The sequence below is a fragment of the Chitinophagaceae bacterium genome, from assembly GCA_016717285.1.
In the GTDB taxonomy this organism is placed as follows: domain Bacteria; phylum Bacteroidota; class Bacteroidia; order Chitinophagales; family UBA10324; genus JACCZZ01.
Genome location: JADKFU010000005.1, coordinates 1,809,141 through 1,834,740 on the forward strand (window position 1 = coordinate 1,809,141; position 25,600 = coordinate 1,834,740).

The following is a 25,600-nucleotide window of genomic DNA, read 5'->3' on the forward strand; positions in this document are numbered from 1 at the left end:
TGAATTGGAAAAAGAATCCACAATCGGGAATGTGGCCAATTAAAACAAAAATGTCACCCTTACGGGCTTTTTTCTACCATACGGTTGCCACTCCGGGGATTTTCCTTGTCAACAATTAAAATCTCCTACCATTGAATTTCTTCAGAAGCAATCCTGATTACTCTGGAACAATAAGCGTTTTGAAAGAAGAAGAATAACCATTCCACACACCCTGTCCGCCCGTTATATTGGTTTGAATAATTACAGGAGCCGCAAATGGACTTCCTTGTCCGCCTAATTCAAACTCCATGGTTCTCCAAAAATCAAAAGTTGCACGATCAATGCCTGACCATTTTACAGTGATGGTGTCGCCCTTTTTGAATAGTCCATAATTATCAAAGGCGGCCGAATCATTTCTGCTTACACCTCTGTCGAGCGGAAAATCGAAAGTGGTTCCGTTGATGAGGTTATCTTCAAATACCGAATTATAACCCGGAAAAAAACCTTGATTATTTACTTCAGTAAAGTACCTGACATACTGCCCCAATTGAGGAGGATCGGCATACCTGCACATCAGCTTTACAAGGGAATCGTTGGTTTCATCGTTATCAGGTTCATACCAGATTGAATCAAGCGGATATACCTGAGGAATGGTGGTGATGGAAGTAACGGTTTTGCCTTCTGCTTCAATAGTGAGCGTGTATGTTTTCCCGACTTCTCCTACCATTCCAAATCCCACGTAAGCGGATATGGAACTTCCAAATGTATCTATAGAAAATTCTGTAAGCGTGATAGTATTAGTGCCATCAGAAACCTTTACAATAGCATCATGCACAAATAGGCTTCCTAATGAATCGAGATAAAAAGTGGAATAGTAATCTGTTGTTTTCGTAAGCAAAAGATAGGGAGGTAAACCTGTTTCTATGTAGCCTTCCACTACCAATTGTTCTTCTGATGGCGGAAGATTGATATTAATATCTTTCTCACAGGAACTCATTAGCACCATCGAAAATAAAAACAATGGCAATGTCAACCCTTTGATCATTCCCGAAAGGAAAGGTTGAATGCTGTTGACTTTTTTGATGGTGTTATTTTCAGACTGATCAATCATATCATTTTGTTTTCAAAACTTAAAGTTCCAGGTAATTGAAGGAATAATCGGAAACAGGCTCACCTGCTTTGCCTGAATCGTAATTTGTTCATCCTGTAAAAAAGTACCATCGTATGTCGTGTATACAAAATAAGGGTTGGCCCTGTTGTACACATTATAAATTGAAAAGCTCCAACCTGATTGAAACTTCCTGTCTTTTCTTCCTTCGTAGGTGGCTGCGATATCCATCCTGTGATAAGAAGGCAAACGGATGTCATTGATGCCGCTGTAATGTGTCAGGATATTTCCTTCAATAAAATATTTTGAATCAGGCAATGTAAAAGCGATTCCGGTTTGAAAAACGAAAGTTGCTCCTAAAGTCCAGTGCTCATTTATCCTGTAAGAACCAACTACAGATACATTGTTGCGCCTGTCATATTTATACGGAAAGGTTTCGCCATTATTCAGATCCGCGAACGTACGGTCTGTGAATGCCAGTGTGTATCCCACCCAGCCGGTAAAGTCACCATACTTTTTATTGATGAAAAGCTCTATCCCATACGAACTGCCCTCACCGAAAACGAAACTCTCCTCAAGCACTTCATTCGGCGACGGCGTATATCCCTCGCGATATTCAATCTGATTTTTTAACTGCTTATAATACACTTCTACAGAAGTTTCAAAAGCATTGTCCTTAAAGTTTTTGAAATAGCCTAAAGAATATTGATAACCAATCTGTGGTTTTACCAATGTGGAACTTGGCACCCAAACATCGGTGGGCAGTGTGGTACCGTTGTTTGTTACAAGATGAACGTATTGATTGTTGATTGTAAATGCTGCTTTGAGTGAAGAGGATCTGTTCAGTGCAAACCTTCCCATTAACCGTGGCTCGATGCCACCATATGTTTTGATATGTTCACCTGATTTGTAAACGATACTATCTTCCAGTGCGCCTGTAAAATCATTATAAATTAGCTGCTTATAAGGTCCAATCTGTTCAAAGTAGGAGAATCGGATGCCGCCGGTTAACTGAAAATTTTCAGAGATATCAAACTGATCCTGAACATATGTTGCGGCTTCGTGCGCAAAGAGATGCTGAATGCCTTCAGGATTAAACTCCACATCACCGCTTTTTCCCGAAACGCTGCTGGGCTGAAAATTATGATAGATATAATTTACACCAAACTTAACCTGGTGCCGCACATTTGGAAAAAAGTCAAAGTCTACTTTGGTATTAAAATCACGAATACCTGAGAAGAGAGAAAATTCAAAGAGGTTTTGATTGGCTAAAAGTTCAAAGTGATAATCCTGATAAATCACCGATGCATTCATAAATAATTTGTTGTTGAACAAATGATTCCAGCGCAAGGTAGCTGTTGCATTTCCCCATGGAATAGATAGGTTAATGTCATCACTTTTATAGGCAAAAACGTCACGACCAAAATAACCACTCAGATACAAGCGGTCTTTATCTGAAAAATTATAATTGGCTTTTGCATTCAGATCATAGAAATAGTAAGTAGACCCTGCAAATTCCGAGTTGGTAATAAAGGGCTTTGTGATCACATCAATATAGGTCCGCCTGCCGGAAACGATAAATGAACTTTTTCCTTTCACGATAGGACCTTCCAAGGTAAGCCGCGATGCGATAGCACCTATGCCACCTGATCCGGAAAAAGCCTGATTGTTTCCGTCCTTCATTGAAATGTCAAGCACCGACGAAATTCGTCCGCCATATTCCGCTGGCATGCCTTCTTTATATAGTGTGGTGTTTTGTATGGCATCAGAATTAAACACTGAAAAGAATCCGAACAGATGCGATGCATTGTATACAGTTGCTTCATCAAGGAGTATCAGATTCTGGTCCGGTCCTCCGCCACGCACATAAAAACCGGACGAACCTTCTCCGCCGCCCTGTATACCGGGCAGCAATTGTATTGTTTTCAGAATATCCTGCTCACCGAAGATGACCGGTAATGTTTTGATTTTATCCATGGAAAGATCAAACTTTCCCATCTGGGAACTTCTTATGTTTTCGTCTTTCGTATCGGAGGCCTCCACCGTAATCTCCTGAAGCTGGTTTACTGCCGTTTTCATGTTAATGTTTATTCGCAGATCCTGTGATAAGGTAACTGTGGTATCAATTTCTTCAAAACCGAGATAGCTAAACACGAACGTATAAATTCCAGGAGCTATAGAAAACGAATAAAATCCGTAATCGTTACTTGATGTTCCATTGCTGGTTCCTTTAACACCTATCGTTGCTCCTATCAGGGTTTCGCCGGTAGCAGCTTCTTTAACATAGCCGCTCAGGGTTACCTTCTGTTGGGCCTTTAATGGAATTGAAAACAGGACCAGCATTAACAGCGAGGGAAAAATCAATTGCCAATTAATGAGAGTCTGGGATGACCTGCTATTAACTAAACTCCACTTCAGGAAGTACATTCTAATTTCTGTTTTAATCACAATTTGGGAGGGAGCAGGTTTAATAAATCGAAGCAAAGTTAAATGGGTTAAGCGGAATGTTCAAAAGTGAGGCCAGTAAAACTATTCGGATGACCATAACAGCACTCTATCAATTAAATTGCAGCTTCTGGTTTTTTCAAAAAATAATTCTGCCATTAAAGGGTTGACGTTTTATGTAACGCTCAGATTGCAGCTATACTTTTTAATTCTTCGAGGAATAGTTGCATCCCCTTTTTCATTTCTGCGGTAAGCTGATATTGAATCTTATTGCTGAGGTAATCAAGTGTATCAATGCCAGGATAGTCCGGCTGGTTACTGTCGGCCACCATCTTAATATGATCCACCCCAAACTGAAGGGCAGCATTAAATGGTTTTAAAAATTCCGATGGCAGTGATTCGTTCGTCACCCAACTTGCAAACACAAATGGCAAGCCCGTAAATTCTTTCCATGCTTCCCCAAGATCATAGCAATAAGCAAAATGTGATTTTAATTGCAAAGCGCGGTCGCCTATAATGAGCCCTGCTACATTGTTCCTGATTTCGGATTCATATCCTTTGGTTGATTTTTTGAATTCCGGATTTATTTTCCAGAAATCCCGTATCAGGATTTTTGCCAATTCCACAGAAGTGCGCGACTGGTAATCGAGAAAAATAGTGTTGATCTCAATTAAAGGAACCTGCGAGTAGATGCAAACAGAACCAACGGCTCCGTTACAGGCAATTCCAAAGTCGGAGATGATTTGCGCACCCGAAATTTCCTGGATCACGGCAACGGGTAAGAGGCCAATGGTTGCTTTTCCTGAGATTAAGCTTTCAGCAACCAAAGCAGGCGTTTCCTTCACCAGGTTGATCTTCTTCATGATTCCACTTTGCTCCAGTCCGAACAAAAATGGTTTAGTATTTAAATAGGAAACTGCCGTTACATTAATTTTCTCCATCCTGTTCTGTTATCAGTTCTTGAAATTATGCGGCTCCATCTGAATAATGCAAATGATCCATGTTGTTAAAGAGTTCAACTTTAAATTTCTCCTCCTCATAATTCAGTTTGTAAAGTGTGAGGTTATGATGGGGAAATTCATCCATCGTCAGCAATGACTGCTGTAAAAGTGTTGGCAGAAAAATCCGCATCGCACGGCCATGCATGCAGACGAGGGTTTTTTTATGCGTTTGCTGCTGAAAGAAATTCAGAAAAACCATTTGTCGCAGTTGAACTTCTTTCGGACTTTCACCTTCGGGTGCTTTAGCATCCAGATTTCCCATGTTCCAGCTTTCAATCAGCTCACGGTATAAAATTTTAAATTCGTTAGCTGCACGTTTACCTTCAAAGATGCCCCAGCTTATTTCATCCAGTTCAGAAAATTGCTTCCATTCTATTCCCTTTGATATAAATCCTTTAACAGATTCATGCGTACGTCTAAGAGAAGAAGTATAGATAACATCAAAAGCCTCGTTCTTATATCGCTCAAAAAATTGTGCTGCTTGTTTTCTTCCTGTATCATTTAACGAAGGATCAACGCCTCTGCCCTGCACAATTCCCTGCAGGTTAAAATCTGTTTCACCATGCCGGACAATAAATATTTCTCTTTTCAATATTTACACAATGTTTAAGAACGTGTTTTGAAATAGTGAAGACTTTATGCCAAGCACACACCCTTCCAATCGCTCAGTGTTTGCTGCTTCGAATCGGAAAACGTCGAAGCATGTTGACTATTCATTATTATAAAAGCAAAAAAACATTTCATAGCACCAATAACGTTATGATCATCTCAATTCTGAATTACAGGCAATTCATAAAATGCAGCCTTCTCCTCTGCAAACGTTACATCCTGATAATCTTTCACCACATTGTACAGCGTGTCACGTTCAATCGGATGTCTTCCTGCCTGCTTAATCAATTCTACAAGGTCTTTGGTTGACATGGCAGGATGCTGATCTTCTGCTCCGGCCATGGAATAAATTTTTGTGGAATCATCAATTGTCCCATCTATATCATCTACTCCAAAATTTAACAGCAATTGTGTAGTGGAGCGTCCGATCATGGGCCAATAGGCTTTGATATGCGGAAAATTGTCGAGAAAAATTCTTGACACTGCATAACAACGAAGATCTTCTATAACGGTTACTTCGTTTAGGTGTGACATTTCATTGTCCTTGTTTCTGAATTTGAGCGGAATGAACGTATTAAATCCGTGTGTGCGATCCTGCAATTCACGCAACCGGTTCATGTGATCGATTCGGTGCGTATAGTTTTCAATGTGTCCGTATAACATCGTTGCATTGGAATGCATGCCAAGCCGGTGTGCTGTTTCATGAATCTCCAGCCATTCAGCAGAAGTTGCTTTGTCTTTGCAGATCATGTTGCGGATTTCTTCATCAAATATTTCAGCGCCACCGCCGGGAATGGAATCCATTCCATGCTCTTTTAAAATTTTCAATCCTTCTTCCACACTCACTTTTGACTTGCGGAACATGTATTCCAACTCAACGGCTGTAAAAGCTTTTACGTGAATGTCGGGACGGATTTCCTTGATCTTCCTGATAAGATTGGCAAAGAACATCAGGTTCATCCTGGGATGAACGCCACCTACAATATGTACTTCCGTAACAGGAACGCCATCGTATTTATGAACGATGTGCAACATTTGTTCTTCATTCAATTCCCATGCATCTTTTTCCTGCTGCACAAGCCGTGAATAAGAACAGAATTTGCAATCGAAGACGCATTTGTTAGTCGGTTCAATATGAAAATTGCGATTGAAATAAGTGAAATGGCCGTTTTTCTTTTCACGCATATAATTGGCAAGCGTACCAAGCAATCCGAGTTCGGCTTCTTCATATAAAATCAAACCTTCTGCAGCAGTAATCCGCTCCTGGCTTTCCACTTTCTCCACAATACGCTTTAGGTTTTCTGAAAGATTCAGATTATTGCTGAGCGTTTTTATTGATGATGTTGTGTTCGTCATATAAATATCATTGTTCTTAAGTTGTATTCATCTCACAAGTCAGCTTACAACTTCCTGTACATTCATTTCCTTGCCAATTGCTTCTTCATACATCTCTTTCCATTCAGTAATTTCTCCCCAATTCTGCTGATCAATTATAACTTGTGAAGACGTTACTTCACCGAGTAAATTGAATTCAACAACCATTTCCATCAACTGTTCAATAAAATCATCTTGTTTTTCCGGCGCCACTGAAACAACCACCCTGCTTTGGCGCTCACCGAACAGAAATGCGTCCTTCCGAAGTGATTCATCGGTGGAAATATCAAACCCTAAATTGTCAGGCATCGCTGATTCAAGCAGGGTAACAAATAAACCACCATCAGAACAATCATGTGCTGATGCAATCAATTGTTTTTTTACCAGGAGCTGAATCGCCTGTTGCACTGTAAATTCTTCATCCAAATTAAAATGCGGAGCTGGAGAATATTGTACACCGCGAATGTTGGCGAGATATTCTGATGAGCCAAGATCATTTCCTGATTCGCCGATTAAATAAATCAAATGACCGGAATCTTTAAAGGTCAAAGTCATGCGGTCATCAAAGTCCTGAAGGATGCCCAACATGCCAATAGTTGGTGTAGGAAACACCGGACCGTCATCTGTTGATTGATTATAGAAACTCACATTTCCACCGGTGACAGGCGTATCAAATTTCTTGCAGGCCTCTCCCATTCCTTGTATCGCATTTACGAATTGCCAATAAACTTCAGGGTTATATGGATTTCCAAAATTGAGACAATTGGTGATGGCCACCGGAGTTCCACCGGAGCATACAATATTTCTTGCCGACTCACTCACTGCAATCGCGGCACCTTTCTTCGGATCGGCAAAAAGATAACGTGCATTACAATCTACCTTTAATGCAAGCGCTTTCCTGGTGCCGCTGATTCTGATGATGGCTGCATCGGAAGGTGTATTGGTGGAAGTATTGCCCACTCCAACCATTGAATCGTATTGCTCATAGATCCATTTTTTAGATGCAATATTCGGAAGCGCCACAAGTTGCGATGCAATGGCTTTAAGATCCGTTGGTTCTGCAATTGAATCAATATTGAAATTACTAATCTGTTGCAGATAGGCAGGCTCCCTGAATTCGCGATCGTAGACCGGTGCACCACCACCTAACACGAGTGAATCCGCATTTACATCAGCTACGAGTTGATCATTCATATAAAAGTGAAGCTGATCGCCGGTAGTTACTTCGCCAATCTGCACACAATGCAAGTCCCATTTTTCATAGATGCTGAACACTTCTTCTTCCCTGCCTTTTTCTATCACGAGCAACATGCGTTCCTGTGATTCTGAAAGCAGTATCTCAAATGGCTTCATGTTTTGCTGGCGCATCGGAACTTTATCGAGCCAGATTTTCATGCCGTGCTTTCCTTTGGCCGACATTTCAGAAGTAGAACAAATAATGCCCGCGGCTCCCATGTCCTGCATGCCGATGATCGCACCGGTCTGAATGACTTCCAGCGTAGCTTCCAACAATAATTTTTCCTGGAAAGGATCACCCACCTGAACGCTGGGTAAATCTTCATGTGAGTCTTCAGTAATATCCTGTGAGGCGAAGCTTGCTCCGTGAATACCGTCCTTTCCGGTTGCGGAGCCAACAATGACCACAGGATTACCTTCACCATAAGAAATGGCAGAAACGGTTTTGCCGATACGAACAATACCAACACTCATGGCATTTACCAACGGATTGGTATTGTAGCAGGCATCAAAAAAAACTTCGCCTCCCACGGTCGCAACTCCGAAAGCATTTCCATAATCACCGATGCCTTTCACTACACCGCGCAACAAATGCTTCGTTTTTTCTTCTTTCAGGTCCCCGAAACGCAGTGAGTTTAATGCTGCAATAGGTCTCGCGCCCATGGTAAAAATATCGCGGTGAATGCCACCAACGCCGGTTGCTGCTCCCTGGTAAGGCTCAATAGCAGATGGATGATTGTGTGATTCAATCTTAAAGGCACAGGCCCAACCATTGCCGATGTCAATCAATCCTGCATTCTCCTCTCCTGCTTTTGCAAGCAGTCCGGAACCCTCGCGTGGCAAAGTTTTCAGCCATTTGATGGAGTTTTTGTAAGAACAGTGTTCACTCCACATCACTGAATAAATGCTGATCTCGGTGAAATTCGGATTACGGCCTAAAATGACTTTTATTTGTTCGTATTCTTCAGGCAGCAGTCCGAGTTCACGTGCAATTTCTAAGGTTACTTCCGGCTCTTTTACTATTGTACTCATAAAATTTATTTGCGCTGCAAAATTAGGCAATGAACAGTTAGGTGTAGTGTAAAAATGTGAACATTGATGAAGAACGCTGAAATGCGCATGAATGATAACGTTTGGTGGAAGTGTGCATTGGTATATGAACTATCTTCAATTTTCCATTCCAACAATAGTTTAACAACTCCTTTGCATATCCACGGATGGCAATGTTTATAGCAACATTTAGATTTGCAGTTTCTATTATTTCTAACCCATACAAATTGCCACCATTATTTTGAACATCGCAGATTCATCAACCCACGCTCTCATCCATCGTAATATTCCACTGGAAGATTTTTTCAGGAATCCGGAAAAGACCCGTTACCAGCTTTCTCCCAATGGCGATTATCTTGCTTATATGGCTCCCTGGAAAAACAGGCTGAACATTTTTACATGCCATCTCGATTCCGGAGAAGAATGGCAGGTAACAAGTGAATCAGAAAGAAATGTTTCCGGTTATTTCTGGGGCAGCAACAACAGGATTGTGTATTTAAAAGACAAAGGTGGCGATGAAAATTTTCATCTCTTTTCGGTCACCGTTACCGGCAATGACGATAAGGATCTTACTCCTTATGAATCGGTTACTGTTCAGGTTATTGATGATCTCGTCGATTATGACGATGAGCTGATTATTGGCATGAATCGCAGGAACAAGGAAGTTTTTGATGCCTACAGACTTAACAGCAACAGCGGAGAGCTGATATTGATTGCTGAAAATCCAGGCAACATAACGGAATGGATCACAGATCACAATGGAGAGATCCGCCTCGCACTCACTACCGATGGAGTGAATCAAAGCATTCTCTATCGTGAGCAGAAAAACGATCCCTTTCAGATTCTTGTCACTACAAGTTTCCGTGAAACACTTCAACCTTTATTTTTCACTTTCGATAACAAGGATGTTTATGCATTGTCCAATATCGGGCGTGATAAGTCAGCTATTGTATTATTCGATCTGGCTGTCCGTAAAGAAAAAGAAGTCCTGTTTCTTCATGATGAAGTAGATCTGAGCGGACTGAGTTATTCGCACAAGCGAAAAGTGCTTACGGGTTATTCCTATACTGACTGGAAACGAAAGATTGTCTTTCTTGATGCAGCTGTGGAAGCAGTTTACAAACGATTTGAAAAGGAAGTGGAAGATGAGGAAATCGTTATCGTTTCACATAACAAAGCTGAAACACGCTTCCTGATAAGAACGCACAGTGATAAAACGCTTGGTGCCTATTATCTCTGCGATACCATTACTGACGAAGTGGAATTGCTATCGGAAGTAAGTCCCTGGTTGCGAAAAGAGGAGCTCGCGAATATGAAATCGGTTTCCTTTCAGGCAAAAGATGGACTCACCATTCATGGATACTTAACACTTCCCGTTCATACATCACAAAGAAATCTACCCGTTGTGATCAATCCGCATGGTGGTCCATGGGTGCGCGACACCTGGGGTTTTAATCCGGAAGTGCAATTTCTGGCAAACCGCGGCTACGCTGTTTTGCAGGTGAATTACCGTGGATCAACCGGATACGGCAAAAAATTCTGGGAAGCATCCTTTAAGCAATGGGGAAAAAAAATGCAGGATGATCTTACAGATGGCGTTGATTGGTTGATTTCACAAGGCATTGCTGATCCACTGCGTGTTGCAATTTATGGCGGCAGTTATGGAGGATATGCAACTTTAGCAGGGCTTGCTTTTACGCCGGATAAATATGCATGTGGAATTGATTATGTCGGTGTTTCCAATCTCTTCACGTTTATGAATACGATTCCACCCTACTGGAAACCTTACCTGGAGATGATGTATGAAATGGTGGGCAATCCAATAGCTGAAGAAGAGTTGTTACGAACGGCTTCCCCTGTATTTCATGTAGCCGAAATTAAAGCGCCCTTGTTAGTGGTGCAAGGTAAAAATGATCCCCGCGTGAATATCAATGAATCAAATCAGATTGTTGAGGCGTTGCAAAAAAAAGGTGTGGCAGTCGAATATATAGTGAAGGACAATGAAGGTCATGGTTTTCACAATGAGGAAAACCGGTTTGAGTTTTATAGTGCTATGGAAAAATTTCTGAAGAAGCATCTTCAGTAAATAGAAAGAATCGGATGGATGAATGCGAATCAATGCATTTATCAATGGCAATAAATAAAAAGCGGACTGAATTTCAGTCCGCTTTTTTATTTTCAAGGGCAACTAAATTAACTGAGATGTTTGTTGATGAGTTTAGTCATTTCAAACATGTTAACGGTTTTCTTGCCGCCGAAAACTTTTTGCAATGCTGCATCCGCATTAATGTTGCGTCTTTCTTTAGCATCCTGCAAATTGTTTTTCTTGATGTAAGCCCAAACTTTCTTGGTGACTTCAGTACGCGGAATGGGTTTGTTGCCCACTACAGCCTGAAGTGCATCACTGATGTTCATCGCTTTCATGAAGGCAGCATTAGGCGTTCTTTTCGCCTTTGCTTTTGGTGCTGCTTTTTTTGCTGCTTTTTTAGGAGCCGCTTTTTTTGGTGCTGCTTTTTTAGCAGCTTTCTTTTTTGTTGCCACAGTTAGGTAATTTTAGGTTAACAAATAATATTTGAGAGTGAAAAATTAAGTACAGAAGAGAGACTTTAAGAGAAAATGCATTAAAAGTTATCAACAGGCAATTGTAAGTTTCATAGGGGAAATTCAAAAAACAACTGCAAATTCCTAAAGCAGAAATGGAAGGAAGGCTTTTCGTTGTGATGGATAATCAGCAAATTTTTCCTTGTACCAACGGTGATGCGCAATGGCTCTTGGCAATAAATTCGCAACCGTCCAGATAAAAAAAGACAGCGCTGGCAAATTCCAGCACAATAGCGCAAACCCAAGCCACTCAAGCATTTCACCTGTGTGATTGGGGCAGCTAATCCACTCAAACAGTGCTCCCTGCGGTATCAAATATTCTTTTCCACCGTGTTTTCTGAGATGGATAAGTAATGTATCTGCATGTAAATTAATGATGGCCCCGGTTATGAAAATGAGAACCCCAACAATGAATCTTGGATCGGCTAACCAGCCATCATTATAGTGTGCGAAATACCGGAAATAGTACCCGATAAAAAAACCGTTGAAGAGATTAAAAACGATGGCAGAGGTCATTATCACCAGCGGCATCTTCTTGCCACTCGTGCGAATCCTTAGAGGAAAAATGATGCTCCGGTGGACATAATGAAGGCAAAACAAACCTGCCATGATCATTACAGGAACAGATAATGAAGTATTGTTTATATATACAAGTGTAAATACAATCAGCAATACCGGCACTTCCATCAGGAACCATGCTAGACGGTTACTGATCATTGGTCCCCAGGATGTATTGCTGTACCTGCCATATGGAGCATTAATTTTCAGCAGAATAATGAATGTAATTATTCCAACACCAATCCAAATCAGGTTGATCAAACTGAAAAATTCATAACTAAGTTGCGGTAAATGCATGGCACAAGAAAATCATTTTTTGATATAGGCCTGTTCAACAAACCATTTATAGGTATCTGCCAGGGTTTCTTCAAATGGTCTTGGGGAAAAATTCAATTCATTTTTGGCGCTCGTGGAATCAATCTTCCTGTTGCCTTCCATCAGCGCATCAATAGATTCTTTCGTATAAGCCGGCGGATTACCTGTAATCATTGCTGCTGCTTTTGTAAATGGCAATCCAATCCGTGCTACCCATTCGGGAATCAAAGGAGGATTTATTTTTCTCCCTGAAATTGCGCTCAGCATTTTCGCTATATCTGTTATGGAATGCCATTTTCCCGCAAGCAAATAACAGTTGCCCTTTTTTCCATTGTATAAAGCACTTATTATTCCTGTTGAAACATCTCTTACATCAACAAAATCAAATCCACCCGGAATTAATGCCGGAACTGTACCATGGCAAAGATTAATAATGGCTTTACCCATTAACGATGGACGATGATCCGGAGGCCCTACTACACTGGTCGGATTCACAATGGTAACATCCAATCCTTTTTTTGCATAGGAAAGCGCGAGGAGCTGGCCGTCGCGTTTTGACCGATCATAAGCTGGGGCAGATTGATCAGCCAATGATCGCGATTCATTTAAAGGCAGATCAGCAGGCAATTGACGAAAGGCATGAATGGAACTTACGTGTACAAATTTTTTCACGTTTAAATCTAATGCAGTTTGAAGCATCAGTTCAACTCCATTCACATTCACTTTGCGAACAATTCCATCACGGTCGCCTGTTACAGAAATAACTGCCGCGGCATGAATTACGGCATCCGCTCCCGACAGTAAATCAATGATTGCATTTTTATCAAGCACATCACCTTTCACAATCCGTATTGACGGATGCTCACATGCAAGAGTTCCTTTATGCAACAACACCTTAACCTCATGACCTTCTTTAATAAGATTATGAATTACCACATTTCCAATATGTCCTGAGGCTCCGGTTACTGCGATTTTCAATTGGAAGGAAGTTTATCGTAATTAACAATTAGTAGATCCCGGAATTTCTCTTTCAGTTCTGTCCTATATCCTTATAGGTTAAGTCATCTATTCTTTCGCAAACTAAAAAGTTTTTTTTCGTTTTATATACTTATTACGCAAATTGCGGCTTACAGCTTCAATGTGATTTTATATTCAGGTTGCTTTTCCCCTTGCGTTCTAAAAACACTGAATAATTATTCTTGATTTTTAAAAGAGGTTATCATGAAAGCAGCATCCAAAGTTTTAAGCAAACTGATTCACATCACCCTGATTTTTATTTTCATTACCTCAACGGCTACTGCGCAGAAATCCGGAAAAGACAAAACCGATTCAAACACACAATGGGTAAAACAGAAAGCAGAGGCGCGACATTACACCTGTGAAATAAAAACAGCAACACCATCGGGAGGCCGCATGAAACATTTATCGCCAGGCTATATATTGAAAGTTAGCGGAGATTCGCTGATCAGCAACCTTCCATATTTTGGACAAGCATACAATTCGGCCGGAGTATCAGGCAGCGGTTATGTTTTTACTTCTACTTCTTTTGATTATTCCAGTGATCCCCGCAAAAAGGGAGGCTGGGAAATTCGCATCAAGACCAAAGATCAGCCGGAAAACGCAGAATTTTTTCTTACCATTTTTGAAAGTGGAAGCATTTCCATAAGCGTGAACAGCATGAGCCGCAGTTCTATTTCCTATTCAGGAAACCTAAATGAAAACTAGCTGTTTTGCGAACATCAATGAAACAATTTATCAGTTCATTAATTTGAAACTGACGCATCAGTGCTGTTACTGCGACCTGCTTAACTTGCCGAAATTCTGTTACGATCACAACTACTGCACCTCAATAATCACCGCGGGAATCTTTGCATCATCCACCATCTTATTGAATTCAGGAATTTTTTCGTTAAACAGTTTTTTCATTTTTTCAAGCTGTGCATCAATGCGTTTTGAAATATCCTGAAAAGCTTCCATGGAAGATTTGCTCGGCCGTGTATCCGCGGCAGCAACACCCGATCCAATACCAGCCAGCTTATCATTCAGCATGAGCGGATTTGCAAGAATATCCTGCGGTGCTGATGCTTTGTATTGATAGAGCTGACCTTTAACGGTAGTAAGCGAATCGATTAAAGGTGTCGTAAATTTTTTGAATTTAGCGAGGAGTGCTGTGTCTTTCACGTTATCCAAATATCCATTGATGCTTTTAATGGAACCATTGATTTTGTTGATAGACTCATGCGTTTCTGTCAACTTCTTATTGATTTTCAGTAACAGCGCCAACTGCTCCTGATAATCAGCATTGGTTGTCGTAATACGCGGATCCTTTATGATGGTAAATGATTGCTCACCCACGAGCGAGTCACCAATAAACATTTTGACTTTATAATCTCCTGGAACGGCCTGCGGACCGGTTACACTGCCTGCCCACATCACATTTGTTCCATCCACTTTTGTGGCATCAGGATACCGCATGTCCCAAGTGAAGGAATTCATACCTGAATCAACGGGCAACACACCAACACGTTTTATTTTTTTATCAGGAAAAAACTCCTTTGAAATTTTTATAGGATCGCCTGATTTATCTTTTGTGCTCGAGTAAGTGATGATGCTGTCATCCGCTGCAGTGCTGAATTGCAACTTCAATTCTTTTGCTGGTTTATTTTTCAGAAAGTAATGAACGATCACGCCGGCAGGTGCATTTTCTCCTGTCTGCATATCCGGAGAATAGTAACTCCCTCCGCCAACTTTATAAGTATCACGCGGTTTTAGTAAATAGGTTGTCGCATTTTTTAACTGGTCATTCATCTGGTACAATGGAGTCAAATCATCCAATATCCAAAATGCACGGCCATGCGTTGCTACCACAAGATCCTTATCGCGTTTTTGAATTTGAATGTCATGTACAGGAGAATTGGGAAGATTTAACTGAAGCGATTGCCAGTGATCTCCATTGTCAAACGAAACATAGATTCCGGTTTCTGTTCCTGCATAAAGCAATCCTTGTTTGTTTGGATCTTCACGGATGCAGCGTGTGTAATTTCCCGCAACAATTCCGGTCACTATCAGCTTCCAGGTTTTGCCATAGTCAGTGGTTCGAAACAGATACGGTTTCGTATCATCACTTTTATATCGTGTAGCGGCAACAAATGCTGTTGCTGCATCATAATGCGAAGGCTCAATAATGGAAATCAATGCCCAATCTGCAAGTTGGGAAGAAGGAATGGTCACATTGTTCCAATTCTTTCCATCATCTGTTGAAACATGAATCAAGCCATCATCACTGCCTGCCCACAATACACCTTGCTTAGCATACGATTCCGCAAATGCAAATACATCAGCGTACACTTCCGCTCCTGTATTATCTTTCGTAATAGGTCCTCCGCTTAATGCAATCGTTTTAGGTTCATGCCGTGTGAGGTCAGGAGAAATGGTTTCCCAACTATGGCCTGCATCAAAGCTGCGGTGTACATGTTGAGAGGTAACAAATACCTCATTGGGATTATGCGGTGAAATAGTAATCGGGAAAGTCCAGTTGAATCGAAATTGTTTGCTGCCTGCACTGCTGCCGATCCATGCCTCCGGATATACGGAGATAACCTGGTACTGATTGTTCTTCTTGTTGTATCTGCTCAGTTGTCCATCATACTCACCACCGAATGTAATATCAGGGTTAAGAGGATCCGGAACGATATAACCTGCTTCTCCGCCGGCAACAGGATACCAATCGCTTTCACCAATGCTGAAGTCATCTGTTCTGCTTTTAATTTTTATAGAAGAATTATCCTGTTGCGCACCATATACACCATAAGGAAAATCATTATCCAGGTTAACATGATAAAACTGCGCTGTGGGAAAATCAAGTTCAGAGAATGTTTGTCCGCCATCGAAGGTTACTTCACCACCACCATCATCTGCCTGTATCCAGTTATTGCTGTTTTTAGGATTCCACCATAATTCATGGTTATCACCGTGGTTATTGTTTATTCGTGAAAAAGTAATACCTGCATCTTTTGAAATCCATGCACTTACATTCAGAACAATTACCCCATCCGGATTAAGCGGATCTGCATAGATTTGAGAAAAATACCAGGGCCGCTGCCGGAGATTTTTATCTTTATTTATCAGCGACCAATGCTCTCCTGCATCATCACTTCTGAAGAGTCCGCCATTTTCATTTTCAACCATCGCATATAACCTGTCAGGGTTGGTTGCGGAAATAGCAACCGTAATTTTACCCAACAATCCAACCGGCAATCCCGGATTTTCTGAAATTAGTTTCCAATGGTCACCACCATCAAATGATTTGTACAAGCCACTCCCCTTTCCACCGCTGCTCAATGAATAAGGAGTTCGATGCGCCTGCCAAAGTGTTGCATATAATATCAGTGGATTGGTCGGATCAAACTTTACATCATAACAACCTGTACTGTCGTCTTTAGCAAGTATTTGTTCCCACGTGCTGCCACCATCCTTCGACCGGTATAATCCACGTTCTTTGTTCGCTCCAAAAATTTTTCCCATGCAGGAAGCATATAACAAGTCAGCATGTTGTGGATGAACAATGATATTTTGTATAGCACCGGATTTTTCCAGTCCTATATGCTTCCAGCTTTTTCCTGCATCCATAGATTTATAAATACCATCTCCGAAAGAAATATTTCCGCGCATCTCTGCTTCTCCCATTCCTGCATAGATGATATTCGGATCTGATGGTGCAACAGCAATGGCTCCGACAGAACTTGATTTAAAAGCACTGTCGGAAATGGGAAGCCATGTTTGACCGCCATCAGTTGTCTTCCAGACTCCTCCGCCTACTGCTCCGAAATAATAGAGTTGCGGATTTCCTGCTACACCGCAAACTGCAAGCGAACGGCCACCGCGCCATGGACCAATAGATCTCCATCGCATGCCCTGTAAAAACAATGGATCATATCCACCAGGATATTTGTCTGCTGCAACAGTTGTTTTGCTTTTAGCTTTTTGACCAACTGCTGTCTCAGGAAAATTAATAACAGATAGAAGTACACAAGAAAGTAGAATGAATGGCTTCATGGCTGAGGATTAGATCGTAAAAATAGGAATGAAATATCAAGTTGCAATTGCAATAGACAAACCGCACAGCGTTGACGACGATTTGTTTCTTTTAACTGACACCTTTTATTTGGGATAGAAGGTACTTATATCAATCCTATAATGGTGGCCATTTGCCGGAATCAAAAAAACTTAAAAAGATAAAGGTAAGAGGGCGTAAAGCAGTTTATAGCCTGCATAGATTAGAATTTATACATAACCCCATTGTAAAAAATCAAAACAGACAATGTTGATTCATCCACCATTACAACATGATGCCTGCTGCTTTCATCACTTCAATGGCATGATGTTTTTCACTTTCTCCTTTCTGCAGTATCCCCGGCAACAATATAGGCCGTTTACGTTCCTTTCCTGTTTCATTTTTATAACTTATGAGAAAGTAAGCCCGCGTTATCGCAGGAATGGAATTGATGAACCGAACCTGTACGATTCTTTTTCTTTCAATAACCGTGTCATAGGAATAATTAAAACTGCGGATAAAACTCATGGAAAGCAGAATTGCAAATATCAGGTAGATCACTGCTGTATAAGTGTTCGCTCTTTCATATTCAAGGTAAATAAACCATAAGAACAATACGATAAACAAGATGGACCTTACGCGATATAGCATTGCATTCAGGTTACCCATAATGGAAATTAAAATTACAGATGCAGGAATTGCATAAACCCATATTAACTGGAAATTCATTGAACCCAATATGAATTGCTGATAAATAAACAAAAATGAAATGGCAAGGAAAAGTATGATTCTTATAAGGAAAGATGCCGAGATAAGGGAACTGGTGGTATCATTAAAATTACGGATGAGCTCTATACGATCTTCACTTACCCGACAGATGCCATTCGCTGTTCGAAATGACTGCCTGGCAATTCCGGTTCCTTCATCTAAAATTTCATCCAAATCATTCATAAGCGAAACAATATTCGGGAATTTAAAGCGCTCGCCCTATTTCTGAAATTGCAATTTGAATAACGAGGAACAATTACGGCGTGCACGATAAATAAAATATGCACTATAAAAAAAGAGCAAGAAACTATTTCTTGCTCTTTATAAGTGACCTGCCAGATATAACGCTGTTTGCAATTACTTTGTAAGCGGCGGGCCGACAAATTCAACTGGATCCATTCTGATCAACCTGGGCTTCTTACCTTTCTTTTCCAGACTATATCCTGCCGGTATTTCAAATGGCTGGATCTGTTTTTTAACATCCGGGTGATTTTTCTTAAGCTCGTAATGCTCAACATAAGGTTGCGAACTCTGAAGTATTTCCGCTGATGTATCATCCAATAAAGCGTTTTGTGTCTGCAATGGCAGCATGTCTGTATTTTTGCTGCACGATGTAATAATACAACCGAGGCTCATTAAAGATGCCAGGATAAAAAAATTGATTTTTGCTTTCATAGTGTTTGTTTTTAATTATTAATTTCTGTCAAAAATACTATGATGAACAGCCCGTATCAATCCCATAATAGTAGACATCGGCATGAAGCCAATAATTTCAGCAAACACAAATTCAATTTGTAATTATTATTCCGAGAGCGTCGTCAGAAGTGAACGCTCATCTTAATATTAAGTCGTCGCCCTGTCAGATAATTGGGTACGGCATAAATAGTATTTGCATAATCCTTCACCCAGGTGTAAGAAATTTCATTGGATACACCAAGCAGGTTAAAAACTTCAAGTGACACCCATATGTTTTCAAAATTCTTTAATACTTTACTATCCTGGTTTTTTTGCTTTTTCCCATTAAGCAGTAAATAAGAAAAACCAATATCTACACGTCTATAGGGAGCTAATCTCAAAGTATCCCGCACGCGAACATGATCAGGTGGTCCTGTTGGCAATCCTGTTCCAAAAAGAAAGTTCAAATGCACCTTGAAATTTTCATTCCCCGGAAGGTAGTCCTGAAAGAACATGCCGAAATTCAAAAACTGATCTGTTGGCCTTGGGATGTAGCCCGGATAAACAATAGTGCTGTCGAGAATAAATTCATTTTGATCCGGATCAGTATAAGTAGTATCTATAGTATATACAAAATCATTGTTTAGATTTTCTTTTGTGGAAAGCAATGAAAGTGAAATCCATGATTCCGCATCTTTTACAAACTCACCATTCAGTCTGAAATCAATTCCCGCGGCATATCCTTTTGCACTGTTTTCTCCAAAATAACGGATCCGCACATTGTCCAGTTCGTATGGATTCAGATCGTATAATTGTTTATAATAAATTTCAGAAACAAATTTAAAGGGCCGGTCCCACCACTTAAAATTGTAATCACCTCCAATCACATAATGGATGGAACGCTGAGCCAAAACCTCCGGATGCAGATTTCCCTCCAGGTCGCGCAACTCACGATAAAACGGAGGCTGATCATATGCTCCTACTGCGGCACGGAAAACAATATCACTCTCCCACTTTGGCTGGTAGGCCAATTGCAACCGCGGACTTAACAGCAACTGATTGTTATAATCCCAGTAACTGATTCTGCTTCCGTAGGTGAACGTAAGATTTCTGTCCTCATTTAAAGTCCAGCTATCCTGCAGGTAAGCGCTGTATCGAATACTCGACAAAAGGTTTGTAGTATGAATTAATTCCTGCAGATTAATTTGAGATGTCGAATAAGGCAATGTAAATCCTGCCGAATCCGATCGCACCCACTCACTTAGTTTATCATCGATGTTTTCGTAGTTAATATCAAAGCCCCATTGCACATAGTGCTTATTGACTAAATAACTTCCTTTATGCGCAAATTTTAGAATATAGGCATCAAGATAATTTCTTCCCCATTCCTGGTTGGTGCCCGTGCCGAAATAATAAAGCGTCTGTCCGAAATCTTCAGCATTTAAATTATTGTTCACCTCTCCTAAATAGTATTCACCTATCACGTCAAATGTTTCATCTTCCTGATCACCATAGATTGAACCCAGAAATTTCAGGTTGAGGTTTTTTCTTGGTTTGTAATTGAGCGAAAGTCCTGCCATTGCTGTGCTGTAGGCATCTACTTCCTGTCCGTCAAAATAAACTGTAAGCCGAAGTGTATTTTGTATAGTACCAAAAGTTGTTACGCGGTCTTCCGGAACAAAAACGTAGTTATTTTTCGAGTAGTTACCGATTGCTTCCAGCGTTATCTTATCAGAAATATCAAACGTTATATCTGCCTGAATATCGAAAAATGAAGGCCGGTACTCGCCCGTTGTTTCCAGGGTATTTAAAAGGTATTGACTGGTTTTATAACGACCGCCAAACAAGAAGTGAGTGCGGTGATCTTTAGAACTTCCTTCAAGGCTCAATCCTCCACCTAACAAACTTATCGTGGCAACGCCGCCGAATTTATTGGGTTTCTTATATTCAATATCCAGCACACTCGACATTTTATCACCGTACTTTGCAGCGAATCCGCCGGCAGAAAACAAGAGTGAACCTACCAGATCAGGATTAATAAAACTCAATCCTTCCTGCTGTCCTGATCTTATCAGGAAAGGCCGGTAAATTTCAAAATCATTTACATACACGAGGTTCTCGTCGTAGTTTCCACCGCGAACAGAATACTGTGACGATAATTCATTGTTGGAAGAAGCGCCGAGCACTTTTAGAATTGCTTCCACTCCACCGGAAGTAGATGGAAGTGCATCAAATAATTTCGGATCTATTCGAACCATGCTTGGTTGATCACGCAGTTCTTTGTCCTCAATCGTTATGCTGTCAATTTCATAAGTCTGCTGAATTAAAACAACATATAACGGAAAGCGCTGTCCCATTTTTAAATTCACCTTCCGTTCGTAATTTTCATAACCGACTGACGAAAATGAAATGGTTACATCCTTGTCTGCAGCAATTGTAACTTCATAATCACCCGCACCGTCTGTAAACTTTACTCCACCGCCTGCTGAGATTTTGATGGAGACCGATTGCAAGGGTTGATTCACTTCGTTGCGAACATTCCCATACACTGTTGCAGTTTGTGAAAATGAAACACAGGGATTCATTAAAGCCAACAATAACACAAGTAAGTTTCGGATCATCATCGGGCAAACGCAGTTTACACTGCAGAAGTATTTATGATATTGTTTTTCAGCATAGCGATCACTTCTGAAGGATTAGCCGCACTAAAGACGGTGTTTCCTGCTACCAGCACAGAGGCACCGGCTGACACCAAAGCACCTGCATTATGGAGATCCACACCTCCATCAATTTCAATTTTAGCGGCTGAATTATTAGCGGCTATTAAATTTCTCAATTCAAATACTTTATGGAAAGTATGCTGAATGAATTTTTGTCCTCCAAAACCCGGATTCACGCTCATCAGGCACACCACATCAACGTCCTGAATCACATCCCCGAGCTGACTGATGGGTGTGTGCGGATTGATAGCCACGCCTGCCAGCATACCATTTTCTTTGATCTGCTGAATCGTGCGGTGAAGATGTGGTGATGCTTCAATATGTACACTCAGGATATCGGCACCTGCCTTACGGAATTCAGCAATATATTTTTCCGGTTCAAGGATCATCAGGTGAACATCAAGCGGCTTTTGTGCTATTTTTTTTACTGCTTTTAGTATTGGAAACCCAAAGGAAATATTTGGAACAAATCGTCCATCCATCACATCACAATGAATCCAGTCTGCTTCACTGCGGTTAATCATCTCTATATCTTCCTGCAGTCTGCCAAAATCTGCTGACAGGATTGACGGAGCAATAATTGGTTTCATGCGGCGAAGATAACCTGAATTTGGAATTACGGGCTTCCGGATATTCACAATCACAAAATGCAAATCCCGCCTTTACATACCGGTTACGGTTATTGAATTGCGTATTCATGTTTCCACCACATACAATTCGCAAACTCACCTCATCACAGATGTTCGTTATTTTAATTAATTGAATAACAATTCCCCCATGAAGTTCTCTTCATGTAATCAATTATGCTAATAGGTAGATATTTCACATTAAGACCATCCTCACATTTATCCGGGAATACTTTTTCTTTAACTAAACAAAACTTAAATTGCAAACGCTAATCATGCTCACATAAATCCAATCGCCATGAAACAACTCTTTACACTATTACTGTGCTTCTTAATTTCCACCAGTGTTTTTGCCGGACAAGGTGGACCGGATACATGGGGTTATACCTGGAAAGACAGCAATGAACCCGGTGGTCCCGTTTATAATTGGATTGATATTGTAAACGAAGGCGGCGTTGAAGTAAAATTACTGGGCGATGATAACTCCCGTGGCCCATTTCCCATGAATTTTGATTTCCGTTATTATTGGTACGATGTAAATACTTTTTGGGTAGGCTCAAATGGTTATTTATTATTTCAGAACGGACAACTTGCTTCTCCGTTTACTTTCGGCCCATCCACCGCGCTGCCGAATGATGTACTTGGAATATTCATGAATGATTTAACATTCGCAGGACTTAATGATTCTGCCGAATGCTATTATAAAATTAATGCGGCCAAAGATACACTCATCGTAAGTTGGGTGAATGTGCCTTATTGGGATGCTTTTAATCCTAACGGTCAGTCAGGCAATAATACCTTCCAACTCATACTTAGCAAAGTTGATAGCTCCATCACGTTTCAGTATAAAGAGATCACAGCGGGAAATCCTTACAATGGAGCCAACAGTTCTGTTGGAATTGAGAACTATTCCGGCAGTCTTGGATTATGGTATAATCAATTCACTTATACCAGTCCGCCGGCGTCTTTCGCCATTAAGTATTATCCCCCGACAAATCCAACTTTACAGGTAAACGATGCGGCCACAATTTACCTTGACAATCCCGAAACCGGTGCCATCTTTCTCACTAATAACGGGAGCACTGCGCATGATTTAAAAGCACAGGTTAAAAACTATGGTACTGTAACCACTGCGCCTTTTAATGTGCAAGGGGTTGTAAAAGATCCCATGGGAACCCAGGTTGTATCCAACTTTTTTCTTACTGATACCTTAAATGCGCAGGAAACACAGAACTTCACATTTGTACAGCAGTTGAATCCGGCTTTGGCAGGAACTTATAAATATTTCACTGTAACTCAGTTACCGGGCGATTATCCCCAAACCAATAATTCCAAAACGCAGGAAATTGTAACTGTAGATCCTTCATTGCCCGAAATACGCCTCGGATATGATGGTGGTATCACAAATCAACTGACACCTCTTAATTGGGTAGGCGGCGAAGGAGGAGCAGGCACTTATATTATTCCACCTTTCTATCCCGCAGTTATTACTAAAATACACTATTGGAATCTTTCTAATGCAGGATCTGATTTTTCAGCGCGTGTTTTTGATGATGATGGAATTAATGGCCTGCCTTATAGTATGTACGATTCCATCTATGTATCCTCTCCGGATGTTGTAATAAACGGATGGACGGATATTGTTTTAGACAACCCTGTAACAATTACAAGCGGTGGATTCTATTTATCGTGGGACATGCATGGTACAAGCATTAGTTTGGGAATGTCACTTGCCGCGCCTTTTTCCAACAGGAGCTTTGAAGTATTTAACAATGGTTGGGGCATCCTCCGCTACCGCGAAACACAGGATCCTTTGATCAATGCAACAGTTATACAAGGATTTCCTACCGGCATAACTTCAACTGCAACAGCAGCAGACCTGCAAATGCAATTGTCGCCTAACCCTGCGAGTGATCAGGCCATTATTAATTATACCATTCCTGCCACCAATGAAAAGGTATGGCTTACGGTAACTGATTTACAGGGCAAACTGATAAGCCGCTGGAACATTGGAACCGCAACCGGTGGAGATCATACGTATTCCATTGATACACGTAATTATGCAGCCGGCATGTACCTGGTAGAATTGTTTTCAGGAAAAATAAAAAAGATGGAAAAGCTGGTTGTAGGAAATTAAGTTTTTACAGAGCTATATTTTTAACAAAAAAGGAAAAATGATCTGAGCATCACTTTTCCTTTTTTTTTGCTCGAGGTGGCTTTTTGTAAATAGTTGTTGCTATAGAGGCACGGAAAAGTACGGAAGAAATGCTCCGCGTCTTTCCGTGCCACCGTGGCAATTGATTTCGTAATCTGTTGATTTATCTCAAACAATAAAACTGATAAAATCCTCCGTGCCTTTCCGCGCCTCCGTGGCAATTGATTTCGTAACCTGTTGATTTATGCTCAAACAATAAAACTGATAAAATCCTCCGTGCCTTTCCGCGCCTCCGTGGCAATTCATTTTTTGTCTTCCGTGGCAATCAATCCGGAAACCTTACTTTTAAAAAAGTAAATCCTCCCAATTACATTTGAATAGTGTTCAACATACTGCATCAATCAAAAAGGAAGCTCAACGCCTGGGTTTTGATTACTGTGGCATTTCAAAAGCGGAGCAGCTGGATGAAGATGCGCGACGCCTGGAATCGTGGTTAAATAATGGCATGCATGGAAAAATGCAATACATGGAGAATCATTTCGATATGCGAATTGATCCTTCCCGCCTGGTTCCGGGAGCAAAATCTGTCATTTCTCTATTGTATAATTATTATAATGAAGAAACACTGCTTGATAAAACAATTCCTAAAATTTCGAAATACGCTTTTGGAAAAGATTATCACCTGGTTATAAAGGAAAAATTATATGAGCTGATGCATACCATTTACGAACAGGTTGGAAAAATAAATGCCCGTGTGTTTGTAGATTCTGGTCCTGTATTGGAACGGGCCTGGGCAGCTAAAAGCGGTTTGGGCTGGGTGGGCAAAAACGGCAACCTGATTAACAAACAACATGGCTCTTTTCACTTTCTTGCCGAAATTATCCTCGACCTGGAATTGATGTATGATTCACCGGTTAATGACTATTGCGGTACTTGCACCAAGTGCATAGATGCTTGTCCGACGGACGCAATTCTTCCTGATAAGATAATTGACGGGAGCAAATGCATTTCTTATTTCACCATTGAATTGCGCGATGAAATTCCAGTGTCCATGAAAGGGAAATTCGAAGGATGGATGTTCGGTTGCGATATCTGCCAGGATGTTTGTCCTTGGAATCGTTTTGCAAAAAGCCACCATGAAAATCAATTTCTTCCGTCACCTGCATTAACGGATATGCAGGAAAAGGATTGGGAAGAACTTACAGAAGAAATTTATCAAAAGATTTTCAAAGGTTCTCCACTTAAAAGAGCAAAGTTTGAAGGTATAAGACGTAACATTTCGTTTTTAAAGGAATGAAAACCCTTTTTCAAATCTTAATACGGTAAA

Annotated in this window: 18 protein-coding genes; 4 read left to right on the plus strand and 14 right to left on the minus strand. The window is 40.8% G+C overall.

Annotation, left to right across the window (positions count from 1 at the left end; genetic code table 11):
- Positions 1 to 157: 157 nt before the first annotated feature.
- The 6 genes from IPO83_17105 to purL form a co-directional block, all read right to left on the minus strand.
- The gene (locus tag IPO83_17105; GenBank protein MBK9732973.1) at positions 158 to 1,090 is read right to left on the minus strand and encodes a DUF4249 domain-containing protein; all 933 of its coding nucleotides are present in this window, start codon (positions 1,088 to 1,090) and stop codon (positions 158 to 160) included.
- 12 nt (positions 1,091 to 1,102) lie between these two features.
- A complete protein-coding gene (locus tag IPO83_17110; GenBank protein ID MBK9732974.1) occupies positions 1,103 to 3,430 on the minus strand; it encodes a TonB-dependent receptor in 2,328 nt (775 codons plus the stop codon).
- A 287-nt stretch (positions 3,431 to 3,717) separates the two neighbouring features.
- Positions 3,718 to 4,473: a menaquinone biosynthesis protein gene (locus IPO83_17115; protein ID MBK9732975.1), complete on the minus strand. Its 756-nt coding sequence runs from the start codon at positions 4,471 to 4,473 to the stop codon at positions 3,718 to 3,720.
- Positions 4,474 to 4,498: 25 nt separating this feature from the next.
- On the minus strand, positions 4,499 to 5,125 hold the full coding sequence (locus tag IPO83_17120) for a histidine phosphatase family protein (GenBank protein MBK9732976.1): 627 nt from the start codon (positions 5,123 to 5,125) through the stop codon (positions 4,499 to 4,501).
- Between the two features lie 176 nt (positions 5,126 to 5,301).
- Entirely contained in the window at positions 5,302 to 6,498 is a 1,197-nt protein-coding gene (gene mqnE / locus IPO83_17125; GenBank protein MBK9732977.1) for an aminofutalosine synthase MqnE, read from the minus strand.
- 39 nt (positions 6,499 to 6,537) lie between these two features.
- Positions 6,538 to 8,784, minus strand: coding sequence for a phosphoribosylformylglycinamidine synthase subunit PurL (gene purL, locus IPO83_17130; GenBank protein ID MBK9732978.1), 2,247 nt, complete (start codon positions 8,782 to 8,784; stop codon positions 6,538 to 6,540).
- A gap of 382 nt (positions 8,785 to 9,166) precedes the next feature.
- Here purL and IPO83_17135 point away from each other — a divergent pair, with 382 nt between their 5' ends.
- Positions 9,167 to 10,888, plus strand: coding sequence for a S9 family peptidase (locus tag IPO83_17135; protein ID MBK9732979.1), 1,722 nt, complete (start codon positions 9,167 to 9,169; stop codon positions 10,886 to 10,888).
- A 107-nt stretch (positions 10,889 to 10,995) separates the two neighbouring features.
- Here IPO83_17135 and IPO83_17140 read toward each other — a convergent pair whose 3' ends face one another.
- From IPO83_17140 to IPO83_17150, 3 genes are all read right to left on the minus strand, one after another.
- Positions 10,996 to 11,343: a hypothetical protein gene (locus IPO83_17140; protein MBK9732980.1), complete on the minus strand. Its 348-nt coding sequence runs from the start codon at positions 11,341 to 11,343 to the stop codon at positions 10,996 to 10,998.
- Between the two features lie 144 nt (positions 11,344 to 11,487).
- The gene (locus IPO83_17145) at positions 11,488 to 12,258 is read right to left on the minus strand and encodes a DUF1295 domain-containing protein (protein MBK9732981.1); all 771 of its coding nucleotides are present in this window, start codon (positions 12,256 to 12,258) and stop codon (positions 11,488 to 11,490) included.
- A gap of 12 nt (positions 12,259 to 12,270) precedes the next feature.
- Entirely contained in the window at positions 12,271 to 13,254 is a 984-nt protein-coding gene (locus IPO83_17150) for an NAD-dependent epimerase/dehydratase family protein (GenBank protein MBK9732982.1), read from the minus strand.
- Between the two features lie 243 nt (positions 13,255 to 13,497).
- Between IPO83_17150 and IPO83_17155 the strand changes: the two genes are divergently transcribed.
- Positions 13,498 to 14,001, plus strand: a complete 504-nt coding sequence (locus IPO83_17155; protein MBK9732983.1) for a DUF4251 domain-containing protein — start codon at positions 13,498 to 13,500, stop codon at positions 13,999 to 14,001.
- A gap of 111 nt (positions 14,002 to 14,112) precedes the next feature.
- Here IPO83_17155 and IPO83_17160 read toward each other — a convergent pair whose 3' ends face one another.
- The 5 genes from IPO83_17160 to IPO83_17180 form a co-directional block, all read right to left on the minus strand.
- Positions 14,113 to 17,331 (minus strand): glycosyl hydrolase, encoded by a 3,219-nt coding sequence (locus IPO83_17160; protein ID MBK9732984.1) that lies wholly within the window; start codon positions 17,329 to 17,331, stop codon positions 14,113 to 14,115.
- 283 nt (positions 17,332 to 17,614) lie between these two features.
- On the minus strand, positions 17,615 to 18,280 hold the full coding sequence (locus IPO83_17165) for a hypothetical protein (protein MBK9732985.1): 666 nt from the start codon (positions 18,278 to 18,280) through the stop codon (positions 17,615 to 17,617).
- A gap of 174 nt (positions 18,281 to 18,454) precedes the next feature.
- Positions 18,455 to 18,772 (minus strand): hypothetical protein, encoded by a 318-nt coding sequence (locus IPO83_17170; protein ID MBK9732986.1) that lies wholly within the window; start codon positions 18,770 to 18,772, stop codon positions 18,455 to 18,457.
- Positions 18,773 to 18,915: 143 nt separating this feature from the next.
- The gene (locus tag IPO83_17175; protein MBK9732987.1) at positions 18,916 to 21,396 is read right to left on the minus strand and encodes a TonB-dependent receptor; all 2,481 of its coding nucleotides are present in this window, start codon (positions 21,394 to 21,396) and stop codon (positions 18,916 to 18,918) included.
- Positions 21,397 to 21,410: 14 nt separating this feature from the next.
- Complete coding sequence (locus IPO83_17180) at positions 21,411 to 22,082, minus strand: ribulose-phosphate 3-epimerase (protein MBK9732988.1); 672 nt, start codon at positions 22,080 to 22,082, stop codon at positions 21,411 to 21,413.
- A gap of 334 nt (positions 22,083 to 22,416) precedes the next feature.
- Here IPO83_17180 and IPO83_17185 point away from each other — a divergent pair, with 334 nt between their 5' ends.
- Together IPO83_17185 and queG are read left to right on the plus strand one after the other, a co-directional pair.
- Positions 22,417 to 24,255, plus strand: a complete 1,839-nt coding sequence (locus IPO83_17185) for a T9SS type A sorting domain-containing protein (GenBank protein MBK9732989.1) — start codon at positions 22,417 to 22,419, stop codon at positions 24,253 to 24,255.
- Positions 24,256 to 24,646: 391 nt separating this feature from the next.
- Positions 24,647 to 25,570, plus strand: a complete 924-nt coding sequence (gene queG, locus IPO83_17190; GenBank protein MBK9732990.1) for a tRNA epoxyqueuosine(34) reductase QueG — start codon at positions 24,647 to 24,649, stop codon at positions 25,568 to 25,570.
- Positions 25,571 to 25,600: the final 30 nt, after the last annotated feature.